This is a genomic window from Actinomadura chokoriensis, from assembly GCF_041463665.1.
In the GTDB taxonomy this organism is placed as follows: Bacteria; Actinomycetota; Actinomycetes; order Streptosporangiales; family Streptosporangiaceae; genus Spirillospora; species Spirillospora chokoriensis_A.
Map to the genome: position 1 here is coordinate 22,948 of NZ_JAXCEJ010000025.1, position 19,060 is coordinate 42,007.

The window sequence follows — 19,060 nt, forward strand, 5'->3', positions numbered from 1 at the left end:
GTCGCCCGCGGTCACGCAGGGGTGCACGGTCACGCAGGGGTGCACGGTCACGCGGGGGTGCACGCTCGCGCGGGGGTGAGCGGTCAGGCGGGGTAACTCGTTTGATCCGGCGTTCCGTGGCGGGGCTTGTCCGTCGCCCGGTGTTTCCTCGGGTGGTTCGGGCGGAAGTCCCCGGGGCCGAGGGCGCAGGTGCGGTACTCGGTGAAGTGGTTGCGCAGCCACGTACGACGCTGGTGCTCGGTCAACGACGCGAAGCGGCGGGCCGCGCCGGTGTCGCCGATGGACGGGGGATCGTCGCCGAGGAGCCAGGCGTCGACCAGCGCCTGGTAGCCGGCGGGGGAGTCGCCCGCGCAGGCGCGGGAGTCCTTGAGCCCTTCGCCGATCTGCCGGACGGTCCGGGCCGCGTAGCCGGGGGACAGGTTCTCGTCGAGGTGGATCAGGGCGACGCCGTCCGCCACCGAGACCGGCGCCCAGGCGGGACGCTGCCGCACCTCCGTGAACGCGCCCGGCGTCCCGTTCAGCCGCGCGGCGAGCGGGACGATCGCCGCCATCAGCGGGGACAGAGCGTCCCGCAGGGCGGGATGCACGCAGACGATCACTGGCCACTGCCGGCACACGGGCTGCGCGGCGGCGGCCCGGACCGTCCCACCGCCGGAGCCCTGGAGGCCGAGCGTGGCGGTGCCCGTCGTGGCCAGCGCGGCGGCCAGCGGCAGGACGAGCAGGAACCGCCGCGTCGCCCACAGCACGTAGCCGAGGATCAGCGCGGCCGTGAGCCCGGCCGTCCACAGCACCTGGTCGGCGAAGATCCGGGGGCGCAGGGTGGTGAACAGGTCGATGCGGGTGAGCGCGGCCGGGGGCAGCAGGCTCCACCACGACACGCCGGGGATGCGCAGGGCCGCCCACATCGACGTCGCGCCGAACGCCAGGGCCGCCGTCGCACGGTGGGGGACGACGCGTCCCATCAGGTAGCCCACGACGACGTGCAGGACGAGCGCGCCCGCGCCCGCGATCACGCCCAGCGGGTGGGGGTGTCCGACCTCCGCCTGGGCGAGCGTGACGGCGACGACGAGCGCCGTGACCGCGGCATAGGAGACCAGGACCGCCGTGGACAGCAGCAGGAGGTCGAACAGCGCGCCCGTGGCGGGCGAGCGCGCGGTGAGGTCGCGCAGGTAGTCGAGCGGCCGCTCGCGGACCGCCGCCCACGCCGCCAGCGCGGCGGCGACGGGCCCGAGGAAACGGACGGCGTTGACCAGCGCGACGACCGTGTTGTCCCAGTACGCAACGGAAAGGCAGAGCGTCGGGAGCGCCGCCGCCGTCCCGACCATGGTGAGGACCGGCACCGCGATCAGCAGTGCCGTACGACGGGCGTCCAGCCGGAGCACCCGCCCGAGGTCAGACACCGGTGGCGCTCCCGGCGGGCGGCCGCCTCGCCCGCAGCACGGTCAGCTGCGGCAGCGAGAGCTGCGGCAGTACGAGCTGCGGCAGCGCCGGCCGGGCGGGCCGGCGGCTCATCACGTCGACGGCGGCCTGCCGCGGCTGCGGCGTGCCCGCGTCCCGCGGCGCGTCGTGGCGGTCGAGGGCGTCGTGGCGGTCGAGGACGTCGAGGCCGCGCCGGTCGGCGGCGGACCGGCCGCGCCGCACGCCGGCCGAGTGCGTGGGCTGCTCGCTCAGCCTGCCGCGGGCGAGCGTGAAGAGCTGGTCGCACCAGCCGGTGAGCGTGTCGGTGGCGTCGGCCGTGACGACCACCGTCGGCGCCAGCGAGCGCAGCACCGGGATCAGCTCCGCCATCGCGGCGGTCAGCCCGAGCCCGCCGAGCTCGTCGGGTCCGGCGGCGCCGGTGGGCCACGGCTCGGCGGCGGCGCACAGCTCGCCGAACGGGTCGTCCAGCAGCGCCACGGCGGGCTCGTGGACGCACGCGGCGGCGAGCCCGGCGCGCAGCCGGACCTCCGGCGGCAGCAGCGCGAGCTCCGTCCCGGCGGCGTCGGCGAGGTCGAGCCGCCTCAGCATGGAGCGCGCGGCGGACGCGCTCGTCCGCTTGTAGTACGCCGCGTAGGCGACGAACTCGCCGGCCGTCATGTTCTCGGCGCGGGAGAACCGGGTCGGCAGGTAACCGATCCCGGCCCGTGCGGCCCGCAGCCCCGCGGCGTTCGATATGTCATGTCCGAGAATGCGCAGCAGGCCGGCATTCGGCCTGCGCAAGGTCGCGAACGTGGCCAGCAGAGTGGATTTACCGGCACCAGGTGGACCGGCCAAGCCGACCACGCCTTCGGGTATGCCGAAGGTCACCGGGCGCAGGAGCCACCGCCCCCCGCGGCGGACACCCATTCCTCGGGCCACGATCACGGAATGCTCCGCGATCACAAGTGTTTCCCCCCGTTGCTCGTCATGCGGTCGCGGCGCCGGCACGGACGCTCCGGTGGCCCCGGGTCCCCCAACCCGCCACGCGGTGCCCGCCGGACCGGGCCGCCGTTCGGCGGGCACCGGCCGCTTTTGCCGAGCCGCGATGCATCGACATCGTGACTATAACCGGGCTTGGTGATCGGTGTCAGCAATCTTTTTGCCTTTACGGCAGCACGCCTGGATTCTTTGCCTACCGCGCCGAAGGTGAGAATTCGAGAAAGGCGGACAATTCCCGATTTTTATCACCGAGGTGGGGCGGTCCGGGCGTCCGGCCCCGGCGGCGCGCTCCGCTGGGAGCGTACGGAGGCGCAGCCCGGTGCGGTCATGGGGCAGGATGGAGCCATGCCTTCTCGGGACTTTTCGCTGCACGGGGCCATCGACCTGGGGGCGCGCCAGGCGGCCACAAGGAAGCAGCAGGAACGCCGCGCCCAGGGCGGCGGCGCGCCGGCGGGCGCGGGCGCGCCCGCCGGCCAGTACGTCGTGGACGTCACCGACCAGACGTTCAACGCCGAGGTCGTGGAGCGGTCGCAGTCCGTCCCCGTCCTCGTGGACTTCTGGGCCGAGTGGTGCGGGCCGTGCAAGCAGCTCGGCCCCATCCTGGAGAAGCTCGCCGCCGAGGCGGCCGGCAAGTGGATCCTCGCGAAGGTCGACATCGACGCGAACCCGCAGCTCGCCGCGTACATGCAGCAGATGGGCGTGCGCGGCATCCCGTTCGTCGCGGCGGTCGTCGCAGGACAGCTGCTGCCGTTCCTGAACGGCGCGGCGCCGGAGCCGCAGGTGCGCGAGGCCGTCGACCAGCTCTTCGACGCGCTGCGCAAGGAGGGCATCCTGCCGGACGCGCCCGAGGGCGAGCAGCCCGCGGCCGCCGACGCGGGGGCCATGCCCGCCGTCGACCCCGTGTACGCCGAGGCCGAGGACGCCCTCCAGCGCGGCGACCTGGCCGCCGCCAAGACCTCCTTCGAGCGGATCCTCGCCGGCGACCCGAGGGACGACCAGGCCAAGCAGGGCCTCGCTCTGGTCGAGCTGAGCCTGCGCGTAGGGGCGCTGGACGCCGAGCGCACCCTCCAGGACGCCGCCGACAAGCCCGGCGACGTCCAGGCCCAGATCAGCGCGTCCGACGTGGAGATGGTGTCCGGCCGCATCGACGCGGCGTTCGACCGGCTGCTGGCCGCCGTGCGCGGCAGCGCGGGCGACGACCGCGACGCGGCGCGCAAGCACCTGCTGTCGCTGTTCGAGCTGCTGCCGCCGGACGACCCGCGCATCGGCAGGGCCCGCCGCGGCCTGCAGTCCGCCCTGTTCTGAGACCGGAGCTGTTCTGAGACCGGAGCTGTTCTGAGAGCGGAGCTGTTCTGAGAGCGGAGCTGTTCCGGGATCGGAGCTGTTCCGGGATCGGTGCTCTCCGCGCCGCCACAACGCCGTATCCGACCCGCGCCGAAAGGCGAATGAGCTGGGGCGATCGGGACACCTCGCCCTGGTGTTGAGCGTATGCTCGATGCCGATGACCGTGCCCGGACGGCCCGTGCGCAGCGCTTTCACGGGGCCGGACCCGCCGATCCGCGGCACCGCGACTTCATGATCGACATCGTGCGCGATCGACATCGTGGGGCCGCCGGTGCCCGCGACCGTCGAGCCGATCGTCGCCGCGGCGCGGGCCTCCCGGGCCGCGGGGGCGATACCGGGCCGCGGCCCCCGGACGCACCGTCCACGTTCACGGGCGGCGCGCACGGGACGAGAACAACCCGGAGCCCAGAAGGAGCAGTCGTCGTGGCGAGCGTGCCGAGCGTTTCGTACTCCATCACCGTCCGGCTGGAGGTCCCGGCCGGCGGCAAGGCCGTGAGCCAGATCACCCACGTGGTCGAGAACGCCGGCGGCATCGTCACGGCCCTCGACGTCAACACCGCCGGCCACGAGACGCTGCGCATCGACGTGACGATCGCGACCCGCGACACCCAGCACGCCGAGGCGATCGCCGGGGCGCTGGAGCGCATCGAGTCCGTCAAGATCCACAAGGTCAGCGACCGGACCTTCCTGATGCACCTCGGCGGCAAGATCGAGATGCAGTCCAAGGTGCCGTTGCGCACCCGCGACGAGCTGTCCATGGCCTACACGCCGGGCGTCGCCCGCGTCTCCCTCGCCATCGCCCGCAACCCCGAGGACGTCCGCCGGCTGACGATCAAACGCAACAGCGTCGCCGTCGTCACCGACGGGTCGGCGGTGCTCGGCCTCGGCAACATCGGCCCGGAGGCCGCGCTGCCCGTCATGGAGGGCAAGGCGGCGCTGTTCAAGCGGTTCGCCGGGATCGACGCGTGGCCGATCTGCCTCGACACGCAGGACGCCGACGAGATCGTCCGGACGGTGCAGATCCTCGCGCCCGCGTTCGGCGGCATCAACCTGGAGGACATCTCCGCGCCGCGCTGCTTCGAGGTCGAGGCCCGGCTGCGCGAGCTGCTCGACATCCCCGTCTTCCACGACGACCAGCACGGCACGGCGATCTGCGTGCTGGCCGCGCTGACCAACGCGCTGCGCGTCGTCGGCAAGGACATCGGCACGGTCCGCATCACGATGGCGGGCGCGGGCGCCGCCGGTACCGCGATCCTCAAGCTGCTGATGCACGCGGGTGCCCGCGACCTCGTCGTGTGCGACTACCGCGGCGCCGTCCACCGGGGCCGCGACGACCTGGACGACTCGCTCCGCTGGATCGCCGAGCACACCAACGCGTCCGGCTACGCGGGCGACCTGCGCGGCGCCGTCAAGGACGCCGACGTGTTCATCGGCGTCTCCGCTCCCGGCATCCTGACCGGTGACGACATCGCGACCATGAAGGACGACGCGATCGTGTTCGCGCTCGCCAACCCCGAGCCCGAGGTGTCCCCGGACGAGGCCCGGGAGCACGCCGCGGTCGTCGCCACCGGCCGCAGCGACTACCCCAACCAGATCAACAACGTGCTGGCGTTCCCCGGCGTCTTCCGCGGCCTGCTGGACGCCCAGGCCAGCGCCGTCACCCTCGACATGCTGGCCGCCGCCGCGGCGGCGCTGTCGGAGGTCGTCACCCCGGAGGAGATCGGCCCGAACTACATCGTGCCGAGCGTCTTCCACCCGGACGTGGCCACCCGCGTCGCCGGAGCGGTCCGCGAGGCCGCCGGCGGCCGCTCCCGCACCGAGGCGTAGCGGCCCCGGGCGTAGCGCCCGGGGCTCGGGTCAGTCGTTCTCGCCGGCGAACATCTTCTCGCGGCGGCGGGGCCAGATGCCGCCGTACCAGAAGATGATCACGCCGGTGAGGATGATGCCGACGCCGGTCGCCGCGCGCGCCCACAGGACGGTGTCGGGGCCGGTGTGCGGCAGGCTGGTCGGCGGCGTCTCGGTCGGCGCCCCGCCGCCCGCCTTCTTGCAGTTCGCCCGCACCGTCTTCGACTCGATGCGCTTGTTCGCCCAGGTGACGCTGAGGGCGGTGCGGCGGTCCTCGCGGAGGTCGACCGAGAGCGTCCGGGTGTTGTTCGGACGGATCTGGCCGGGGATCGCGGCGGCGCCGTCGTCGCGCTCGACGGAGAAGTCCTCGGTCTGCGTCCCGGTGTTGCGGATCTTGACGTGCACGGTCCGCTCCGGGCAGGAGACCGACCCGATGCTCGCGGTCACCGGCTGCGCGGGCGCTTTCGGCGTCCCGGACCCGCTGGGCGTGGCCGACGCGGAGGTGCCGGACGGGCTCGGGCTCGCGGACGTCGTGCTGGACGCCGGTTCCGCGGACCCGTCCGACTTGAACAGGGCCGGGATGGCGATCAGCGCCCCGATCACGACGAACACTGCGGCGATGACGACCCTGGGCAACTGCATCGCTGTCCTCCCGGCGCGCACCAAGCGGGTGGCCGATGATCCTAGATCATTCTTAACCTAGGACCTTGTGGTGCCGATATCCCCATCGATAGGAATGCGTAACAGGCTAACGAGCGCGGAGACGTGCCGCCGGAGGTCCGCGCAACGCATGATGGATCCCATGGAAGACGGCATCAGGGTGGGGCTCCTGCTGGTGGCGACCCCTCAGCTGGAGGATCCGAACTTCAGGCGGAGTGTCGTCCTGCTGGTCGAGCACGACGCCGGCGGAGGAACGCTGGGAGTTGTCCTCAACCGGCCGACCGAGGTTCCCGTTGACCGCGTCCTCCCGCCCTGGGCCGAACTCGCCACCGGGCCCGCCGTGGTCTTCCAGGGCGGCCCCGTCGCGCTGGAGCATCCGCTCGCCCTGGCCCGCCTCCCCGGTGAGGAGCAGCCGCTCGGCTGGCGGGCCCTCGACGGCGGCGCCGAGGTCGCGCGGGTCGGGGTGGTCGACCTGGAGGCCCCGCCCGGGCTGCTGGCGGCCGAGCTGCTCCAGCTGCGGGTGTTCGCGGGCTACGCGGGCTGGTCGGCGGGGCAGTTGCGCGCCGAGATCGAGGAGGGCTCGTGGTACCTGGTGCAGGCCGAGGCCGGCGACGTCTTCGCCGGCGACCCCGACCGGCTGTGGCAGAACGTTCTGCGCAGGCAGGGCGGTGACCTGGCGTTCGTCTCCACTTTCCCCGACGACCCCACGCTGAACTAAGGTGAACGACGTGAGTACGAAGATCCTTCCCGAGAGTGACACCCAGCAGGACGTCCGGCCGGACCTCTCGCACGGTGACGGCGACCATGAGCGGTTCGCCCACTACGTGAAGAAGCAGAAGATCACCGAGAGCGCGGTGACCGGCACGCCGGTGATCGCGCTGTGCGGCAAGGTCTGGGTGCCGAACCGGGATCCGAAGAAGTACCCGGTCTGCCCGGAGTGCAAGGAGATCTACGAGTCCATGCAGCCGGGAGGCAAGGGCGACAAGGGCGAATGACCCGCCGCTGATACGCGGCGGGCGGCGCGCCGCCATTTCGGGCTGCGCGCTTTCGGGTCCCGCGGTGGGGGCATGCCGCGGGGCCCGCGGCTCGTGACACGACGAGCTTTCTGACAGACGCTTTCCACACACGCTTTCTACACACGGGGGATGAATTGCGGCGGCTGGCCGGGGTTTCGCTATGCGCACTGTCGGTTACGGTGTGCTCCGTTCCGATCTCGGAGGGTGAGGGGGTGCGGGTGCGGCCCGTTCCGGTCGCCGCGCGGGACGGCGGGTGCCTCCAGCGCTCGAACGCCCGGGCGGCCCGTCCGCGCGTCCGGGCCGATCTCGGGCACGACCAGGTCGTCGGCATGCTCGCCGACCTTCGCCGGACGCTCCTCGACCGGTTCGGGACATCCGACGAGGGCCGTCTCGACTCCGCCCGCCGCCTGGCGAGGCCTCTCGTCGTCCCGGTGCGGTTCCACGTCGTCCACAGCGGGCAGAAGGGGCGGCTGTCGAAGGGGGCCGTCAAGCGGCAGATCTCCACGCTGAACGCCGCGTACGGGGGCCGGAAGGGCGGTGTCGACACGCGCGTGCGGTTCCGCCTCACCGGCCTGGACAGCACGAACAAGGCGGCCTGGTTCCACGAGCCGGAGCGGTACGAGCGTCCGATGAAGAAGCGCCTGCGCAAGGGCGGGCGCGGCACTCTCAACGTCTACACGGCCATCGTCGGGTCGGACGTCCTGGGCTTCTCCACATTCCCCCAGTGGTACCGCAGTGACCCGCGCCTGGACGGCGTCGTCATCGACTACCGCAGCCTGCCGGGCGGGTCGTACGGGCCGTTCAGCCGCGGGCACACGGCCGTCCACGAGATCGGGCACTGGCTCGGCCTGCTGCACACCTTCGAGGGCGGCTGCGTCTCGCCGGGCGACGGGGTGGCCGACACCCCGTACGAGGCGGAGCCCGCGGCGGGATGCCCGGACTACCGCGACACGTGCCCGCAGCGCGGCGACGATCCGATCCACAACTTCATGGACTACGCCCACGACGACTGCATGCACGCCTTCACCGCAGGTCAGGGGCGTCGCATCCGGGCGGCCTGGGCGGCCTACCGGTCCCGCAAGCTCGGCCGCCAGCGTGTGGATCCGGGCACACGTGCGGCGGGTGCGGCCCGAACTGTCGGTGGGGCTCGGTAGCCTTCAACGACCGTGAGTACCTTCGCCGCATCGAGCATGCCCCCCGCGTTCCCCGAGCGTGCCGCCTGGGGGACGGCGTCGTCCCTGCGCGCCTGGCAGCAGCAGGCGCTGGAGGCATACTTCGGTACGGACGGCTCCCAGCCCGGTCCGCGCGACTTCCTCACCGTCGCGACGCCCGGCGCGGGCAAGACGACGTTCGCGCTCCGCCTAGCCCGTGAGCTGATGGAGCGCCGCGTCATCGCGGCGATCACGATCGTGTGCCCGACCGAGCACCTCAAGCGGCAGTGGGCCGAGTCGGCGGCCCGCGTCGGCATCAGGATCGACCCGGAGTACCAGAACGGGCAGGGCCCCGTCGGCAAGGACTTCCACGGCATCGCCGTCACCTACGCGACGGTCGCCGCCCGGCCCGCCCTGCACCGCAACCGCACCGAGGACCGCAAGACCCTCGTCATCTTCGACGAGGTGCACCACGCGGGCGACGGCCTGTCCTGGGGCGACGCGGTCCGCGAGGCGTTCGAGCCCGCGGCCCGCCGCCTCGCGCTCTCCGGCACGCCGTTCCGCACCGACATCAACCCGATCCCGTTCGTCCAGTACGAGGAGGGACCGGACGGCGTCCGCCGCAGCCAGGCCGACTACACCTACGGCTACGGCCCGGCCCTCGCCGACGGCGTCGTCCGCCCGGTGATCTTCCTGGCGTACGCGGGCGAGATGCGCTGGCGCACCCGCGCCGGCGACGAGATCACCGCCACCCTCGGCGAGCCGCTCACCCAGGACCAGACCGCCCAGGCGTGGCGGGCCGCGCTCGACCCGAAGGGCGACTGGATCAAGCAGGTGATCGGCGCCGCCGACCGCCGCCTCACCGAACTGCGCCGCGTCATCCCGGACGCGGGCGGCCTGGTCATCGCCACCGACCACGAGACCGCCCGCGCCTACGCGGGGATGCTGCGCGCGGTCACCGGCCAGGGCGCCACGATCGTGCTGTCGGACGACCCGACCGCGTCCAAGAAGATCAAGGCGTTCGCCGAGACCGACGACCGCTGGATGGTCGCGGTCCGCATGGTGTCCGAGGGCGTCGACATCCCGCGACTGTGCGTCGGCGTCTACGCCACCTCGACCAGCACGCCGCTGTTCTTCGCGCAGGCCATCGGCCGTTTCGTCCGCGCCCGCAAGCGCGGCGAGACGGCCTCGGTCTTCCTCCCCTCGGTGCCGACCCTCATGGGCCACGCCTCCGAGATGGAGGAGGAGCGCGACCACGTCCTCGACCGGCCCGTCCGCGAGGACGGCCTGGACGACGACCTTCTGGCCGAGGCCAACCGCAAGCAGGACACCCCGGACGTCGGCGAAGAACTCCCCTTCGAGACGGTCGAGGCGTCCGCGACGTTCGACCGCGTCCTCTACGACGGCGGCGAGTTCGGCATGAACGCCCAGCCCGGCTCCGCCGAGGAAGAAGAGTACCTGGGCATCCCCGGTCTCCTGGAACCCGACCAGGTGTCGGCCCTGCTCCGCAAAAGACAGGCGGACCAACTCGCCGGCGAACGCAAGCGCAAGACCGGCGACCCCCGCGCCGACCGCACCACCGCCGAGGACATCGCCGCTCTCCGCCGCGAACTGAACGGCCTCGTCAACGCCTGGAACCACCGCACGGGCCAGCCCCAGGGCGTCATCCACAACGAGCTGCGCCGTGCCTGCGGCGGCCCACCCGTCCCACAGGCCAGCGCCGCCGAGATCCGCGAACGCATAGCCAAAATCCGCGACTGGGCCGCCAAACGCCGCCACTGACCCCGCAGGCGTGGCCGGGAATCACCGCGAACTCGGGGCATCGAGCCGTCCCATGCGGTCCCGTAGGACGTTGTCGAGGATGTCCGCCACCTGGACGGCCGCCTCACACGGGTATTCGATCAAGCGGGAGATCTGGAAAACCCACCGCCCGTCGACCCGCACGGCGGCGACGCCCAACGCGGTGCCTTCGCCCCCTTTGGGGAAGACCCACAACACCGGCGGGGATTCGGCGTACATCTTGAATCGAGCCCAGCCCCGCGCCCGCAACTCATCGGCCAAGGCATCCAGATGCCCTTCGGCCACGTGGTGCCGGTAACGAGCCCGTACCCACCACACCCCGAGACGGCCACGCGGCACCCTCACCCGCCCAGCCGCGCCCACGTCACCTTCCCGCCCTTGTCCAGTGCCCGGACGCCCCACTCCTCCACGAGCATGGACATCATGAGGAGCCCCCGCCCGGACTCGGCCGTGCCGTCCTCGTCCCGCACGATGGGGAGTTCGTCGGAGCGGTCCTCAACCTCCACCACGGGGCGACCGTCCTCCAAGAGAAGACGCACGGGAATGACTTCCGTGTCCGTGTGTGTGTGGACGTTCGTGACCAACTCGGTGACGACCGTACGCCCGATGTAGTCGTCCCCAAGGCCCCACTGACAGAACACATCTGCAAGCCACTTTCGAGCGCTCTCCGGCGCGCGCGCGGAGGAATTGAGCAGTATCGCTCCCACCTCCGCGGCCAGATTTGAATTGATCACGACGAACACCCTCCAGAACGCTGTCGATTCGCGAAATCCGGTGGTGAAATCATCGCTCGTGTGTCACGCTGTGCAATGGACAATGCACGATGAGTGCCCACGGTCCGCGCATCCCTGGGCAGCCGCCGCTCATGGCCGGTCATATCCGGCCGTCCGCAAAGGAGAGGGAGATGGGACAACGACCGAACGATCTACGCCCCTGGGAGTCGCCGAACGCGCTCTTCGGCTCCGAGCTACGGCGTTACCGGGAGGCGGCGGCGCTGAGCATCGCCGCCTTCTGTGAACAGATCCACGACAGCGCCCCCTACTCGAAGAGCACCATCGGCTCCGTGGAGCGCGGAGAGTCTCGCCCCGACAGGCTCCTCGCCGTGAACGGCGACCGCGTCCTCGACACCCGCGAGGCGCTGACCCACCTGTGGGACGGCCTGTTCAAGGGCACCAACGCCGTCCCGGTGTGGTTCGTCGACTGGGCCATGCAGGAACCGAAGTTCGACGCCATCCGAGGCTACGAGCCTCTGGTCATCCCCGGCCTTCTCCAGGTGCCCGCCTACGCCGCCCACCTGCTCGACAACGACGAGACCGCCGTCGAGGCCCGCCTGGCGCGGCAGGAGATCCTGGCCGGTGAAACGCCACCGCACCTGATGTACGTGATCGACGAGAGCGTGCTCCACCGCGGCACCGGGGATCCCGAGGTGATGCGTGACCAACTCCAGCATCTCCTGGCGGTCTCCTGCCGCCGCATCCGAATCCAGATCGCCCCGCTCTGCCTGCACGAAGGCATCGGTGGGGCCTTCGCCATCGGAGCGCTTCCGGACGGAAGCGAGGTAGGGTACAAAGACAACGCGTTCAATGGCGACACGACCACCGACCGCCTCGAAATCAAACGGCTCACCGAGTTGTTCGCGTCAATCCAGTCCGCCGCGTACCCCGTGGACCAGTCCCTCGAACTGATCGCAAAGGTGGCGAAGGAGAAATGGACCTGAGTACCGCCGCATGGCGCAAGTCCAGCCGCAGCTCCAACAACGGCGGCAACTGCGTCGAACTCGCGCGCATCGACGACACCGTGGCCATCCGTGACAGCAAGGATCCGGACGGCCCCAAGCTCCTCCTCACCCCCCAGTCCCTCCGAGACCTCACCCAGGACCTCAAGAACGCGTAGTACACGGGCGCCCTCTTACGAGTGGAGAGGGCGCCCATCCGGTGGTGGAGCTGCGGGGCCGGTCGGCTTGGCCGTTGGGGGGCGTTACCGGGGTGGGGCCTGCCAGTGGGTGGTGAGCAGTCCGTGGCGCAACTTGCCCACCAGGCGGACGTGCAGCGTCTCCGGTGTGTCGTCGCCAGCGCTCCGGTTGATCGCCAGCGCGCTGTGCCGCACCGACAGCTCGTTGGCGTCCACCGTCATGCCCGGCGCGAGGACCAGTTCCACGTTGCCGCCGTTCACCCGCAGGTCGATGACCAGTTCGGGTGCGCTGCGCACCGCGCTGGTCAGGTCCAGCTTCACCTCGCACCACGCGGTGCGGAGCGCCAGCCGGTGCGGCAGCGTCCACCGGCCTTCGCGGCGCACTGAACCGTGCTTCTCCTTGATGGTGAGCAGATCGACGGCCGGTTTCCCAGGCGACGGCAGCGTGAGTGCGCCGCCGCTCCCCGGCGCCGGGACCAGATCGGTGATGAGGGGCTTCAGCGCGTCGATGGTGCGGGCGGTCAGCGCAGCGTCGAGCCGCTCGTCGAACTCGGCCGGGTCGAGCCGGCCGTCGGCGACGGCGGCGCGCAGCACGTCGATGGCCCGGTCGCGGTCCGCGTCGGACGCGCGCAGCGAGGGTGAGCTGGGCGGATCTGCCGGCATCCGGCCTCCCCGGCGGTGAAGTGGCGGCACCGGGCCACCCAAGTCAGGACTGATCGGTCTAAGGAGACAGTACCGAGACGAGGTGGTTCAGATGCGGGGCGTGGGCGTAATGGGCCCGGCGCCGTCTTCGAGGTGGACGCGCCATTCAACGCGAGGTCAGAACTCAGCGGTGGGGAGGACGCTTTCGAGCGGTGCGGGGAGGGGGAGGTCTTCGCCGAGAGCGACCGAGGTGCTGTGCGTGTAGTCGTCGCCGCGAGGTTCGGAGAAGATCGTGGCCTTGCCGTCCAGCCGGTCGATCAGCAGGTACAGCGGGATGTCGGCGGCGGCGTAGCCTCGGCGTTTGGGCCCGCGGTCGCGCTCGGCGGCCTTGCGATCGCCCCGCCGTCCGGAGGTCACCTCCAGCACCATCACGACGCCGTCGGGCTTGCTGTGCCACTCGCGCCCGGCGAACGTTCCCTTGGGGGCGGCGATGCCGTCGGGCACGTACTCGCCCTCCGGGCTGATCAACGTCAGATTGCGGTGCAGGCGGAGACCGTGCGCTTCCCGCACCCAGTCATGGACCGCGACGATGATGGTCTCGTGCTGCCCGTCGGGGGGCGGCGACACGATGATCTCTCCATCCACCAGCTCGGCACGGAAACCCGGCAGCACGTTGAGCAAGGCGAAAGCCTCGCGCAAGTCCTCACGGACGAACGGCGGCTCTCCGGGCATCGCCGTCATCAGAGGTCTCCTAATGATCTCAGTGGTGGTGGCCCCGTATGCGCAAACCCTAACACCGCGTGACTGTTCGGCCGGGTGCTGAGCAGCCACGCTCGCGGGGGCGAGCGTGGTGGGGGAGGTGAGTTCAGCGGGGGGTGGGGGCCAGGTTCAGGGCCTTGACTATGTGGGTGACCGTTTCCTCGGGGGTGCCCGTTATGGGGGCGAGGACGACGTCCTCGTCTGGGCCCGGAAGTTCCAGGTCGGCGAACTGGGTGTCGAGGAGGGCCTCTGTGAAGAAGTGGCCCTTGCGGGCCTTCATGCGGGCGGCGATGGTGTCGCGGTCGCCGTCCAGGAGGACCATGGCGACCTCGGGGCGGCCGCCGGAGATCAGGTCGCGGTACTTGCGCTTGAGGGCGGAGCAGGTGACGACGCCGGGACGGCCGGTGGCGAGGCGTCCGTCGATCCAGGCGGCGATGGCGCGGAGCCAGGGGAGGCGGTCGGCGTCGGTGAGGGGGCGGCCCGAGCGCATCTTCGCGACGTTGGCCTCGGAGTGGAACGCGTCGGCCTCGGCGTAGTCCCAGCCGAGGCGTTCGGCGAGGAGCTCGCCGACCGTGGTCTTGCCGCTGCCGGAGACGCCGGCGATCACGATGACTTCGGGGGGAGTCGTCATGGTCAGGCGTTCACCACCGGTGCGCCGGAGAGGTTCACGCCCTCCTTGCGCAGTTCGTCGAGGGCGCGGTCGACGGTCGCCTTGCTGACGCCGGCGGTGAGGTCGAGCAGGACGGTGGTGTTCAGGCCCGCGCGGGCGGCGTCCACGGCGGTGGCCCGGACGCAGTGGTCGGTGGCGATGCCGACGACGTCCACGGTGTCGACGCCGCGGGCGGTGAGCCAGTCGGCGAGGGGCGTCTCGTCGTCGGCGTAGCCCTCGAAGCCGCTGTAGGCGGCGGTCTCGCGGCCCTTGCTGAAGACGGTCTCGATGGGGGCGAGGGCCAGGTTGGGGTGGAAGTCGGCGCCGGGCGTGCCGATCACGCAGTGCGGCGGCCAGGAGTCGACGAAGTCGGGTTCGCCGGAGAAATGGTCACCCGGGTCGAGGTGGAAGTCCCGGGTGGCCACGATGTGCGCGTACTCGGGCCGGTGCTCGGCCACGTGCGCGGAGATGGCGGTGGCCACGTCGGCGCCGCCGTCCACCGCGAGCGAGCCGCCCTCGCAGAAGTCGTTCTGCACGTCCACGATGATCAGAGCCTTCTTGCCCATGACCGCTCCCTGTACCGGTTGCCCCGCCGGATCACCTTGACCGTACCCCAGGGCCGCGCCGATGTGCCGTTACGGGCGGGGGCCGCCCTGGACGAACTCGGTGGGGACGGCCGGTTCGCCCTTGGAGAGCTGGATCGCCGTCGTGGGGAGTTCCGCGACCGAGCGCGCGTGTCGCTCCCTGGCCGAGCCGAGCGGTTCGCGCCCGACGATGTCGCCGTTCCGCACGAGGGGGACGTGCAGGAGGCGGTCGCGCTGGCCCGGCATCGCTTCGCCGGTGGAGATCGTCTCGCTGAAGGCGGTGCCGTGCCCGTCGATGCGGCGGATGGCCGTCTTGCGCCCGCCCCGGCTCGGCTTGCCCGGCGAGCGTTTCGCGACCGGGCGCATGGGCGCGTCCTCGTCGGGGCTGTCGGCGCGGGCGACGAGCTTGTAGATGAGGGAAGCGGTGGGGGCGCCGGAGCCGGTGACGAGGGCCGTCCCGACGCCGTAGCCGTCGACGGGGGCGGCGGCCAGGGCGGCGATGCCGAACTCGTCCAGGTCGCCGGTCACCACGATGCGGGTGTCGTGCGCGCCGAGGGAGTCGAGCTGGGCGCGGACGCGGCGGGCCATGACGCCGAGGTCGCCGCTGTCGATCCGGACGGCGCCGAGGGGCGGCCCGGCGAGCTCCACCGCCGTCCGCACGGCCCGTTCCACGTCGTAGGTGTCGACCAGCAGGGTGGTGCCGTCGCCGAGCGAGGCGAGCTGCGCCTCGAACGCGTGCCGCTCGCTGTCGTGCAGGAGGCTGAACGAGTGCGCGCTCGTCCCGGCGGTCGGGACGCCGTACAGCCGGCCCGCCTCCAGGTTGGACGTGGTGGAGAACCCGGCGACGTAGGCGGCGCGGGCGGCGGCGACGGCGGCGCGCTCGTGGGTGCGCCGCGACCCCATCTCGATGATGGGGCGGCCCTGCGCGGCCTGCACCATCCGGGACGCGGCGGACGCGATCGCGCAGTCGTGGTTCAGGACCGACAGCGCGAGCGTCTCCAGCAGGACGGCCTCTCCGAACGTCCCCTCGACCACCAGGATCGGCGATTCGGGGAAGTAGCAGTCGCCTTCGGCGTAGCCCCAGACGTTCCCCGTGAAGCGGTACTTCTCCAGCCATCGCAGCGTGGGCTCGTCGACGATGCCGTTGGCGGCGAGGAACTCCAGTTCGGCGGCCTCGAACCGGAACGCCTCGATCGCGTCCAGCAGCCGTCCTACGCCCGCGACGACGCCGTAGCGCCGCCCGGCGGGCAGGCTCCGCGCGAACACCTCGAAGACCGACCGGCGCCCGGCGGTCCCGCTGCGCAGCGCGGCCTGCAGCATGGTCAGCTCGTACTGGTCGGTCAGCAGCGCCGTGCCGTCGCCATCGTCCACAAGTGGAACCTTAAGCCCGACTGTGGGCACCATGGATGTGCGGGCTCGCGCACCCGGCGGGGGAGTGCCGCATAGCATCGGGTGCGGTGGGCGGACCGACAGCGTGCGAGAGAGGGGGCGGTCCCGGGCAATGAGCGCCATGAGCACGGCGCCCGCACCGGTCGAGCTGGAACGGCCGGAGACCGAAGAGGACGTGAGCGCCGACCGGCCGTGGCTGGCGATCGTCTGGAACGACCCGATCAACCTGATGTCGTACGTCACGTACGTGTTCCAGGCCGTGTTCGGCTACCCCAAGACCAAGGCGGAGAAGCTGATGCTCGACGTGCACCACAAGGGTCGCGCGGTCGTGGCGAACGGCACCCGCGAGGAGATGGAACGGGACGTGGAGATCCTGCACTCCTACGGGCTGTGGGCGACCGTGAAGCGGGACGACTGAGCCGATGAGCCAGGTGGACAAGACCCGCCGGGGCATCCGGGTGCGGCTGGAGGCCGAGGAGACCGCGCTGCTGCGCGCCCTGATGGAGCAGATGCTCGCGCTGATCGGCGACGCTCCCGGCGCGGACGACGAGCTGGCCGCGATGGGCATCGCCGAGAACGCCGTTACGCCGGACGATCCGGTCCTGGCGCGGCTGTTCCCGGATGCCTACCGCGACGACGGCGAGGCGGCCGGGGAGTTCCGCCGCTACACCGAGATGGGCCTGCGGGACGGCAAGCGCGAGGCCGCGGGGATGGTGCTCGGCGCGCTGGACGACGAGGGCGGCGACATCGTCCTGGACGAGAAGCAGGCGCAGGGCTGGCTGCGCGCGCTGAACGACGTCCGGCTGGCGCTCGGCACCCGGCTCGACATCACCGAGGACTGGTACGAGGAGACGAACCAGATGGATCCGCGCGACCCCCGCGCCCCCCTGTTCGCCGCCTACGACTGGCTGACGATGCTCCAGGAGAGCCTCGTCCGCGTCCTCTGGTAGCCGTTGCCATAAGCTCGGGGCCATGCTGACGATCGAGCGCGCCCTCGTGGAGAAGATCATCGCGCATGCGCGCGCCGACCATCCGGACGAGGCCTGCGGCATCGTCGCCGGCCCGATCGGCTCCGACCGTCCTGTCCGGTATGTCGCGATGGAGAACGCCGAGCGGTCGCCGACCTTCTACCGGTTCGACTCCAAGGAGCAGCTGAAGGTGTGGCGGGAGATGGACGACCGGGACGAGGAGCCCGTGGTGATCTACCACTCGCACACCGCCACGGAGGCGTACCCGTCCCGGACGGACATCTCCTATGCGTCCGAGCCGAACGCCCACTACGTGCTCGTGTCGACCCGCGAGGAGGGCGACACCGAGTTCCGGTCGTTCCGGATCGTGGACGGCGAGGTGACCGAGGAAGAGGTCACCTTCGTGGACACCTATACGACGTAGAACCGGAACGGATCGGGATGGTCGCGGCCGGTAAACTGGTCGACATGTGGACGAGCGGGCATGAGGCGGGCGGCGCTCGGCGTCGTGCCGGGTCCGCGGCTGTGCCCCCCGTGCAGAGCTTCCTGTTCGGGCACTCGCGCGCCGAGGTCGTCTACGACTGTCGCTGACGCGCTGATCACGCCTGGAATCATCCCGCCGCCCGCCCGGTTGACGCAGAGGGCGGGCAGCCCCGTACGACGTAGAAGGAGATCACCGCGATGGCGATCGAGGTCCGGATCCCGACGATCCTGCGCAACCTGACCGACGGCGAGAAGGCCGTCGAGGGCAAGGGCGGCACGCTGGACGAACTGTTCACCGACCTGGACTCCCGCCACGCCGGTCTGCGCGACCGGCTGGTGGACGACAAGGGCCTGCGCAAGTTCGTCAACGTCTACCTGAACGACGAGGACGTGCGCTTCCTCAGCGGGCTGGAGACGCAGGTCGCCGACGGCGACAACGTCACCATCCTTCCCGCCGTGGCCGGCGGCTGAGCCGGGCCCGGCGAGCATCTCATGCGCTTCGACTCGCTACTGGACTCGCTCGGCCGCACGCCGCTGGTCGGCCTGCCGCGGCTGTCGCCGAGCGAGGACGTCCGGATCTGGGCCAAGCTGGAGGACCGCAACCCCACCGGCTCGGTGAAGGACCGTCCCGCCTTCTACATGATCGAGAAGGCGGAGAAGGACGGGCTGCTGACGCCCGGCTGCACGATCCTGGAGCCGACGTCCGGCAACACCGGCATCTCCCTCGCCATGGTCGCCAAGCTGCGCGGCTACCGGATGGTGTGCGTGATGCCGGAGAACACCTCCGCCGAGCGCCGCCAGCTGCTGGAGATGTGGGGCGCGGAGATCATCTCGTCCCCGGCGGCGGGCGGCTCGAACGAGGCCGTGCGGGTGGCGAAGGGGCTGGCGGCGGAGAACCCCGACTGGGTGATGCTCTACCAGTACGGCAACGAGGCCAACGCGCTCGCGCACTACGAGACGACCGGCCCGGAGATCCTGGAGGACCTGCCGACCGTGACGCACTTCGTCGCGGGTCTCGGCACCACGGGCACGCTGATGGGCGTCGGCCGGTTCCTGCGCGAGCGGGTCCCGGACGTGAAGATCGTCGCGGCGGAGCCCCGGTACGGCGACCTCGTGTACGGGCTGCGCAACATCGACGAGGGCTTCATCCCCGAGCTGTACGACGACACGGTGCTGACCACGCGGTTCTCCGTCACCTCGGGGGACGCGCTGCGCCGCACCCGCGAGCTGCTGGAGCAGGAGGGCATCTTCGCGGGCATCTCGACCGGCGGCGCGCTGCACGCGGCGATCGGCATGGCGAAGAAGGCGGTGAAGGCCGGCGAGCGGGCCGACATCGCGTTCGTCGTCGCCGACGGCGGCTGGAAGTACCTGTCCACCGGCGCCTACGGCGGGACGCTGGAGGAGGCCGAGGCCCGCCTCGAAGGGCAGCTCTGGGCCTGAACTCGCACGCGTGGAGTCCCGT

23 protein-coding genes are annotated in these 19,060 nt (G+C 71.4%); 13 read left to right on the forward strand and 10 right to left on the reverse strand.

The window, feature by feature from the left end:
- Positions 1-83: 83 nt before the first annotated feature.
- Together SM418_RS30500 and SM418_RS30505 are read right to left on the reverse strand one after the other, a co-directional pair.
- Positions 84-1,400: a hypothetical protein gene (locus SM418_RS30500; protein WP_371944706.1), complete on the reverse strand. Its 1,317-nt coding sequence runs from the start codon at positions 1,398-1,400 to the stop codon at positions 84-86.
- The gene (locus tag SM418_RS30505; RefSeq protein ID WP_371944839.1) at positions 1,393-2,325 is read right to left on the reverse strand and encodes an ATP-binding cassette domain-containing protein; all 933 of its coding nucleotides are present in this window, start codon (positions 2,323-2,325) and stop codon (positions 1,393-1,395) included. The genes SM418_RS30500 and SM418_RS30505 overlap by 8 nt, the downstream gene beginning before the upstream one ends.
- Positions 2,326-2,742: 417 nt before the next feature.
- On the opposite strand from SM418_RS30505, the gene SM418_RS30510 reads away from it, so the two are divergent.
- Entirely contained in the window at positions 2,743-3,702 is a 960-nt protein-coding gene (locus SM418_RS30510; RefSeq protein ID WP_371944707.1) for a tetratricopeptide repeat protein, read from the forward strand.
- Between the two features lie 462 nt (positions 3,703-4,164).
- A complete protein-coding gene (locus SM418_RS30515) occupies positions 4,165-5,568 on the forward strand; it encodes an NAD-dependent malic enzyme (RefSeq protein ID WP_371944708.1) in 1,404 nt (467 codons plus the stop codon).
- Between the two features lie 30 nt (positions 5,569-5,598).
- Here SM418_RS30515 and SM418_RS30520 read toward each other — a convergent pair whose 3' ends face one another.
- Complete coding sequence (locus SM418_RS30520; RefSeq protein ID WP_371944709.1) at positions 5,599-6,228, reverse strand: hypothetical protein; 630 nt, start codon at positions 6,226-6,228, stop codon at positions 5,599-5,601.
- Between the two features lie 160 nt (positions 6,229-6,388).
- Here SM418_RS30520 and SM418_RS30525 point away from each other — a divergent pair, with 160 nt between their 5' ends.
- From SM418_RS30525 to SM418_RS30540, 4 genes are all read left to right on the forward strand, one after another.
- Complete coding sequence (locus tag SM418_RS30525) at positions 6,389-6,964, forward strand: YqgE/AlgH family protein (RefSeq protein ID WP_371944710.1); 576 nt, start codon at positions 6,389-6,391, stop codon at positions 6,962-6,964.
- A gap of 10 nt (positions 6,965-6,974) precedes the next feature.
- A complete protein-coding gene (locus SM418_RS30530; RefSeq protein WP_131939198.1) occupies positions 6,975-7,241 on the forward strand; it encodes a DUF3039 domain-containing protein in 267 nt (88 codons plus the stop codon).
- 233 nt (positions 7,242-7,474) lie between these two features.
- A complete protein-coding gene (locus SM418_RS30535) occupies positions 7,475-8,416 on the forward strand; it encodes a zinc metalloprotease (RefSeq protein ID WP_371944711.1) in 942 nt (313 codons plus the stop codon).
- Positions 8,417-8,452: 36 nt separating this feature from the next.
- Positions 8,453-10,195 carry a DEAD/DEAH box helicase gene (locus tag SM418_RS30540; RefSeq protein WP_371944840.1) on the forward strand — a complete coding sequence of 581 codons (1,743 nt, stop codon included), beginning with the start codon at positions 8,453-8,455 and terminating at the stop codon, positions 10,193-10,195.
- 21 nt (positions 10,196-10,216) lie between these two features.
- On the opposite strand, the gene SM418_RS30545 is transcribed toward SM418_RS30540, so the two are convergent.
- A complete protein-coding gene (locus tag SM418_RS30545; protein WP_371944712.1) occupies positions 10,217-10,498 on the reverse strand; it encodes a hypothetical protein in 282 nt (93 codons plus the stop codon).
- Positions 10,499-10,554: 56 nt separating this feature from the next.
- Positions 10,555-10,956, reverse strand: coding sequence for an ATP-binding protein (locus SM418_RS30550; protein WP_371944713.1), 402 nt, complete (start codon positions 10,954-10,956; stop codon positions 10,555-10,557).
- A 161-nt stretch (positions 10,957-11,117) separates the two neighbouring features.
- Between SM418_RS30550 and SM418_RS30555 the strand changes: the two genes are divergently transcribed.
- Together SM418_RS30555 and SM418_RS30560 are read left to right on the forward strand one after the other, a co-directional pair.
- Positions 11,118-11,930: a helix-turn-helix domain-containing protein gene (locus SM418_RS30555; protein ID WP_371944714.1), complete on the forward strand. Its 813-nt coding sequence runs from the start codon at positions 11,118-11,120 to the stop codon at positions 11,928-11,930.
- Complete coding sequence (locus SM418_RS30560; RefSeq protein ID WP_371944715.1) at positions 11,921-12,106, forward strand: DUF397 domain-containing protein; 186 nt, start codon at positions 11,921-11,923, stop codon at positions 12,104-12,106. The genes SM418_RS30555 and SM418_RS30560 overlap by 10 nt, the downstream gene beginning before the upstream one ends.
- 84 nt (positions 12,107-12,190) lie before the next feature.
- Here SM418_RS30560 and SM418_RS30565 read toward each other — a convergent pair whose 3' ends face one another.
- The 5 genes from SM418_RS30565 to SM418_RS30585 form a co-directional block, all read right to left on the reverse strand.
- Positions 12,191-12,787, reverse strand: a complete 597-nt coding sequence (locus SM418_RS30565) for a DUF1707 SHOCT-like domain-containing protein (RefSeq protein ID WP_371944716.1) — start codon at positions 12,785-12,787, stop codon at positions 12,191-12,193.
- A gap of 156 nt (positions 12,788-12,943) precedes the next feature.
- Positions 12,944-13,507, reverse strand: a complete 564-nt coding sequence (locus tag SM418_RS30570; protein WP_371944717.1) for a Uma2 family endonuclease — start codon at positions 13,505-13,507, stop codon at positions 12,944-12,946.
- A gap of 124 nt (positions 13,508-13,631) precedes the next feature.
- On the reverse strand, positions 13,632-14,156 hold the full coding sequence (locus SM418_RS30575; RefSeq protein WP_371944718.1) for a gluconokinase: 525 nt from the start codon (positions 14,154-14,156) through the stop codon (positions 13,632-13,634).
- 2 nt (positions 14,157-14,158) lie between these two features.
- Entirely contained in the window at positions 14,159-14,740 is a 582-nt protein-coding gene (locus SM418_RS30580; protein ID WP_371944720.1) for an isochorismatase family protein, read from the reverse strand.
- Positions 14,741-14,809: 69 nt separating this feature from the next.
- Positions 14,810-16,162 carry a nicotinate phosphoribosyltransferase gene (locus SM418_RS30585; protein WP_371944721.1) on the reverse strand — a complete coding sequence of 451 codons (1,353 nt, stop codon included), beginning with the start codon at positions 16,160-16,162 and terminating at the stop codon, positions 14,810-14,812.
- A 106-nt stretch (positions 16,163-16,268) separates the two neighbouring features.
- Here SM418_RS30585 and clpS point away from each other — a divergent pair, with 106 nt between their 5' ends.
- The 5 genes from clpS to SM418_RS30610 all read left to right on the forward strand — a co-directional run bounded on the left by clpS (position 16,269) and on the right by SM418_RS30610 (position 19,038).
- Positions 16,269-16,565 (forward strand): ATP-dependent Clp protease adapter ClpS, encoded by a 297-nt coding sequence (gene clpS / locus SM418_RS30590; RefSeq protein WP_371944722.1) that lies wholly within the window; start codon positions 16,269-16,271, stop codon positions 16,563-16,565.
- Between the two features lie 4 nt (positions 16,566-16,569).
- Positions 16,570-17,097 carry a DUF2017 domain-containing protein gene (locus SM418_RS30595; protein WP_371944723.1) on the forward strand — a complete coding sequence of 176 codons (528 nt, stop codon included), beginning with the start codon at positions 16,570-16,572 and terminating at the stop codon, positions 17,095-17,097.
- 22 nt (positions 17,098-17,119) lie between these two features.
- On the forward strand, positions 17,120-17,539 hold the full coding sequence (locus SM418_RS30600; RefSeq protein WP_371944724.1) for a M67 family metallopeptidase: 420 nt from the start codon (positions 17,120-17,122) through the stop codon (positions 17,537-17,539).
- 257 nt (positions 17,540-17,796) lie between these two features.
- A complete protein-coding gene (locus tag SM418_RS30605) occupies positions 17,797-18,069 on the forward strand; it encodes a MoaD/ThiS family protein (protein WP_371944725.1) in 273 nt (90 codons plus the stop codon).
- A gap of 21 nt (positions 18,070-18,090) precedes the next feature.
- Positions 18,091-19,038, forward strand: a complete 948-nt coding sequence (locus SM418_RS30610) for a PLP-dependent cysteine synthase family protein (protein ID WP_163052402.1) — start codon at positions 18,091-18,093, stop codon at positions 19,036-19,038.
- Positions 19,039-19,060: the final 22 nt, after the last annotated feature.

Bases quoted from the DNA above. Each gene is read 5' to 3' on its own strand.
- SM418_RS30505 (WP_371944839.1), bottom strand. From the start codon at position 2,325: ATGGGTGTCCGCCGCGGGGGGCGGTGGCTCCTGCGCCCGGTGACCTTC.
- SM418_RS30510 (WP_371944707.1), top strand. From the start codon at position 2,743: ATGCCTTCTCGGGACTTTTCGCTGCACGGGGCCATCGACCTGGGGGCG.
- SM418_RS30520 (WP_371944709.1), bottom strand. From the start codon at position 6,228: ATGCAGTTGCCCAGGGTCGTCATCGCCGCAGTGTTCGTCGTGATCGGG.
- SM418_RS30525 (WP_371944710.1), top strand. From the start codon at position 6,389: ATGGAAGACGGCATCAGGGTGGGGCTCCTGCTGGTGGCGACCCCTCAG.
- SM418_RS30540 (WP_371944840.1), top strand. From the start codon at position 8,453: ATGCCCCCCGCGTTCCCCGAGCGTGCCGCCTGGGGGACGGCGTCGTCC.
- SM418_RS30555 (WP_371944714.1), top strand. From the start codon at position 11,118: ATGGGACAACGACCGAACGATCTACGCCCCTGGGAGTCGCCGAACGCG.
- SM418_RS30560 (WP_371944715.1), top strand. From the start codon at position 11,921: ATGGACCTGAGTACCGCCGCATGGCGCAAGTCCAGCCGCAGCTCCAAC.
- SM418_RS30565 (WP_371944716.1), bottom strand. From the start codon at position 12,787: ATGCCGGCAGATCCGCCCAGCTCACCCTCGCTGCGCGCGTCCGACGCG.
- SM418_RS30570 (WP_371944717.1), bottom strand. From the start codon at position 13,507: ATGACGGCGATGCCCGGAGAGCCGCCGTTCGTCCGTGAGGACTTGCGC.
- SM418_RS30575 (WP_371944718.1), bottom strand. From the start codon at position 14,156: ATGACGACTCCCCCCGAAGTCATCGTGATCGCCGGCGTCTCCGGCAGC.
- SM418_RS30580 (WP_371944720.1), bottom strand. From the start codon at position 14,740: ATGGGCAAGAAGGCTCTGATCATCGTGGACGTGCAGAACGACTTCTGC.
- SM418_RS30585 (WP_371944721.1), bottom strand. From the start codon at position 16,162: ATGGTGCCCACAGTCGGGCTTAAGGTTCCACTTGTGGACGATGGCGAC.
- clpS (WP_371944722.1), top strand. From the start codon at position 16,269: ATGAGCACGGCGCCCGCACCGGTCGAGCTGGAACGGCCGGAGACCGAA.
- SM418_RS30595 (WP_371944723.1), top strand. From the start codon at position 16,570: ATGAGCCAGGTGGACAAGACCCGCCGGGGCATCCGGGTGCGGCTGGAG.
- SM418_RS30600 (WP_371944724.1), top strand. From the start codon at position 17,120: ATGCTGACGATCGAGCGCGCCCTCGTGGAGAAGATCATCGCGCATGCG.
- SM418_RS30605 (WP_371944725.1), top strand. From the start codon at position 17,797: ATGGCGATCGAGGTCCGGATCCCGACGATCCTGCGCAACCTGACCGAC.
- SM418_RS30610 (WP_163052402.1), top strand. From the start codon at position 18,091: ATGCGCTTCGACTCGCTACTGGACTCGCTCGGCCGCACGCCGCTGGTC.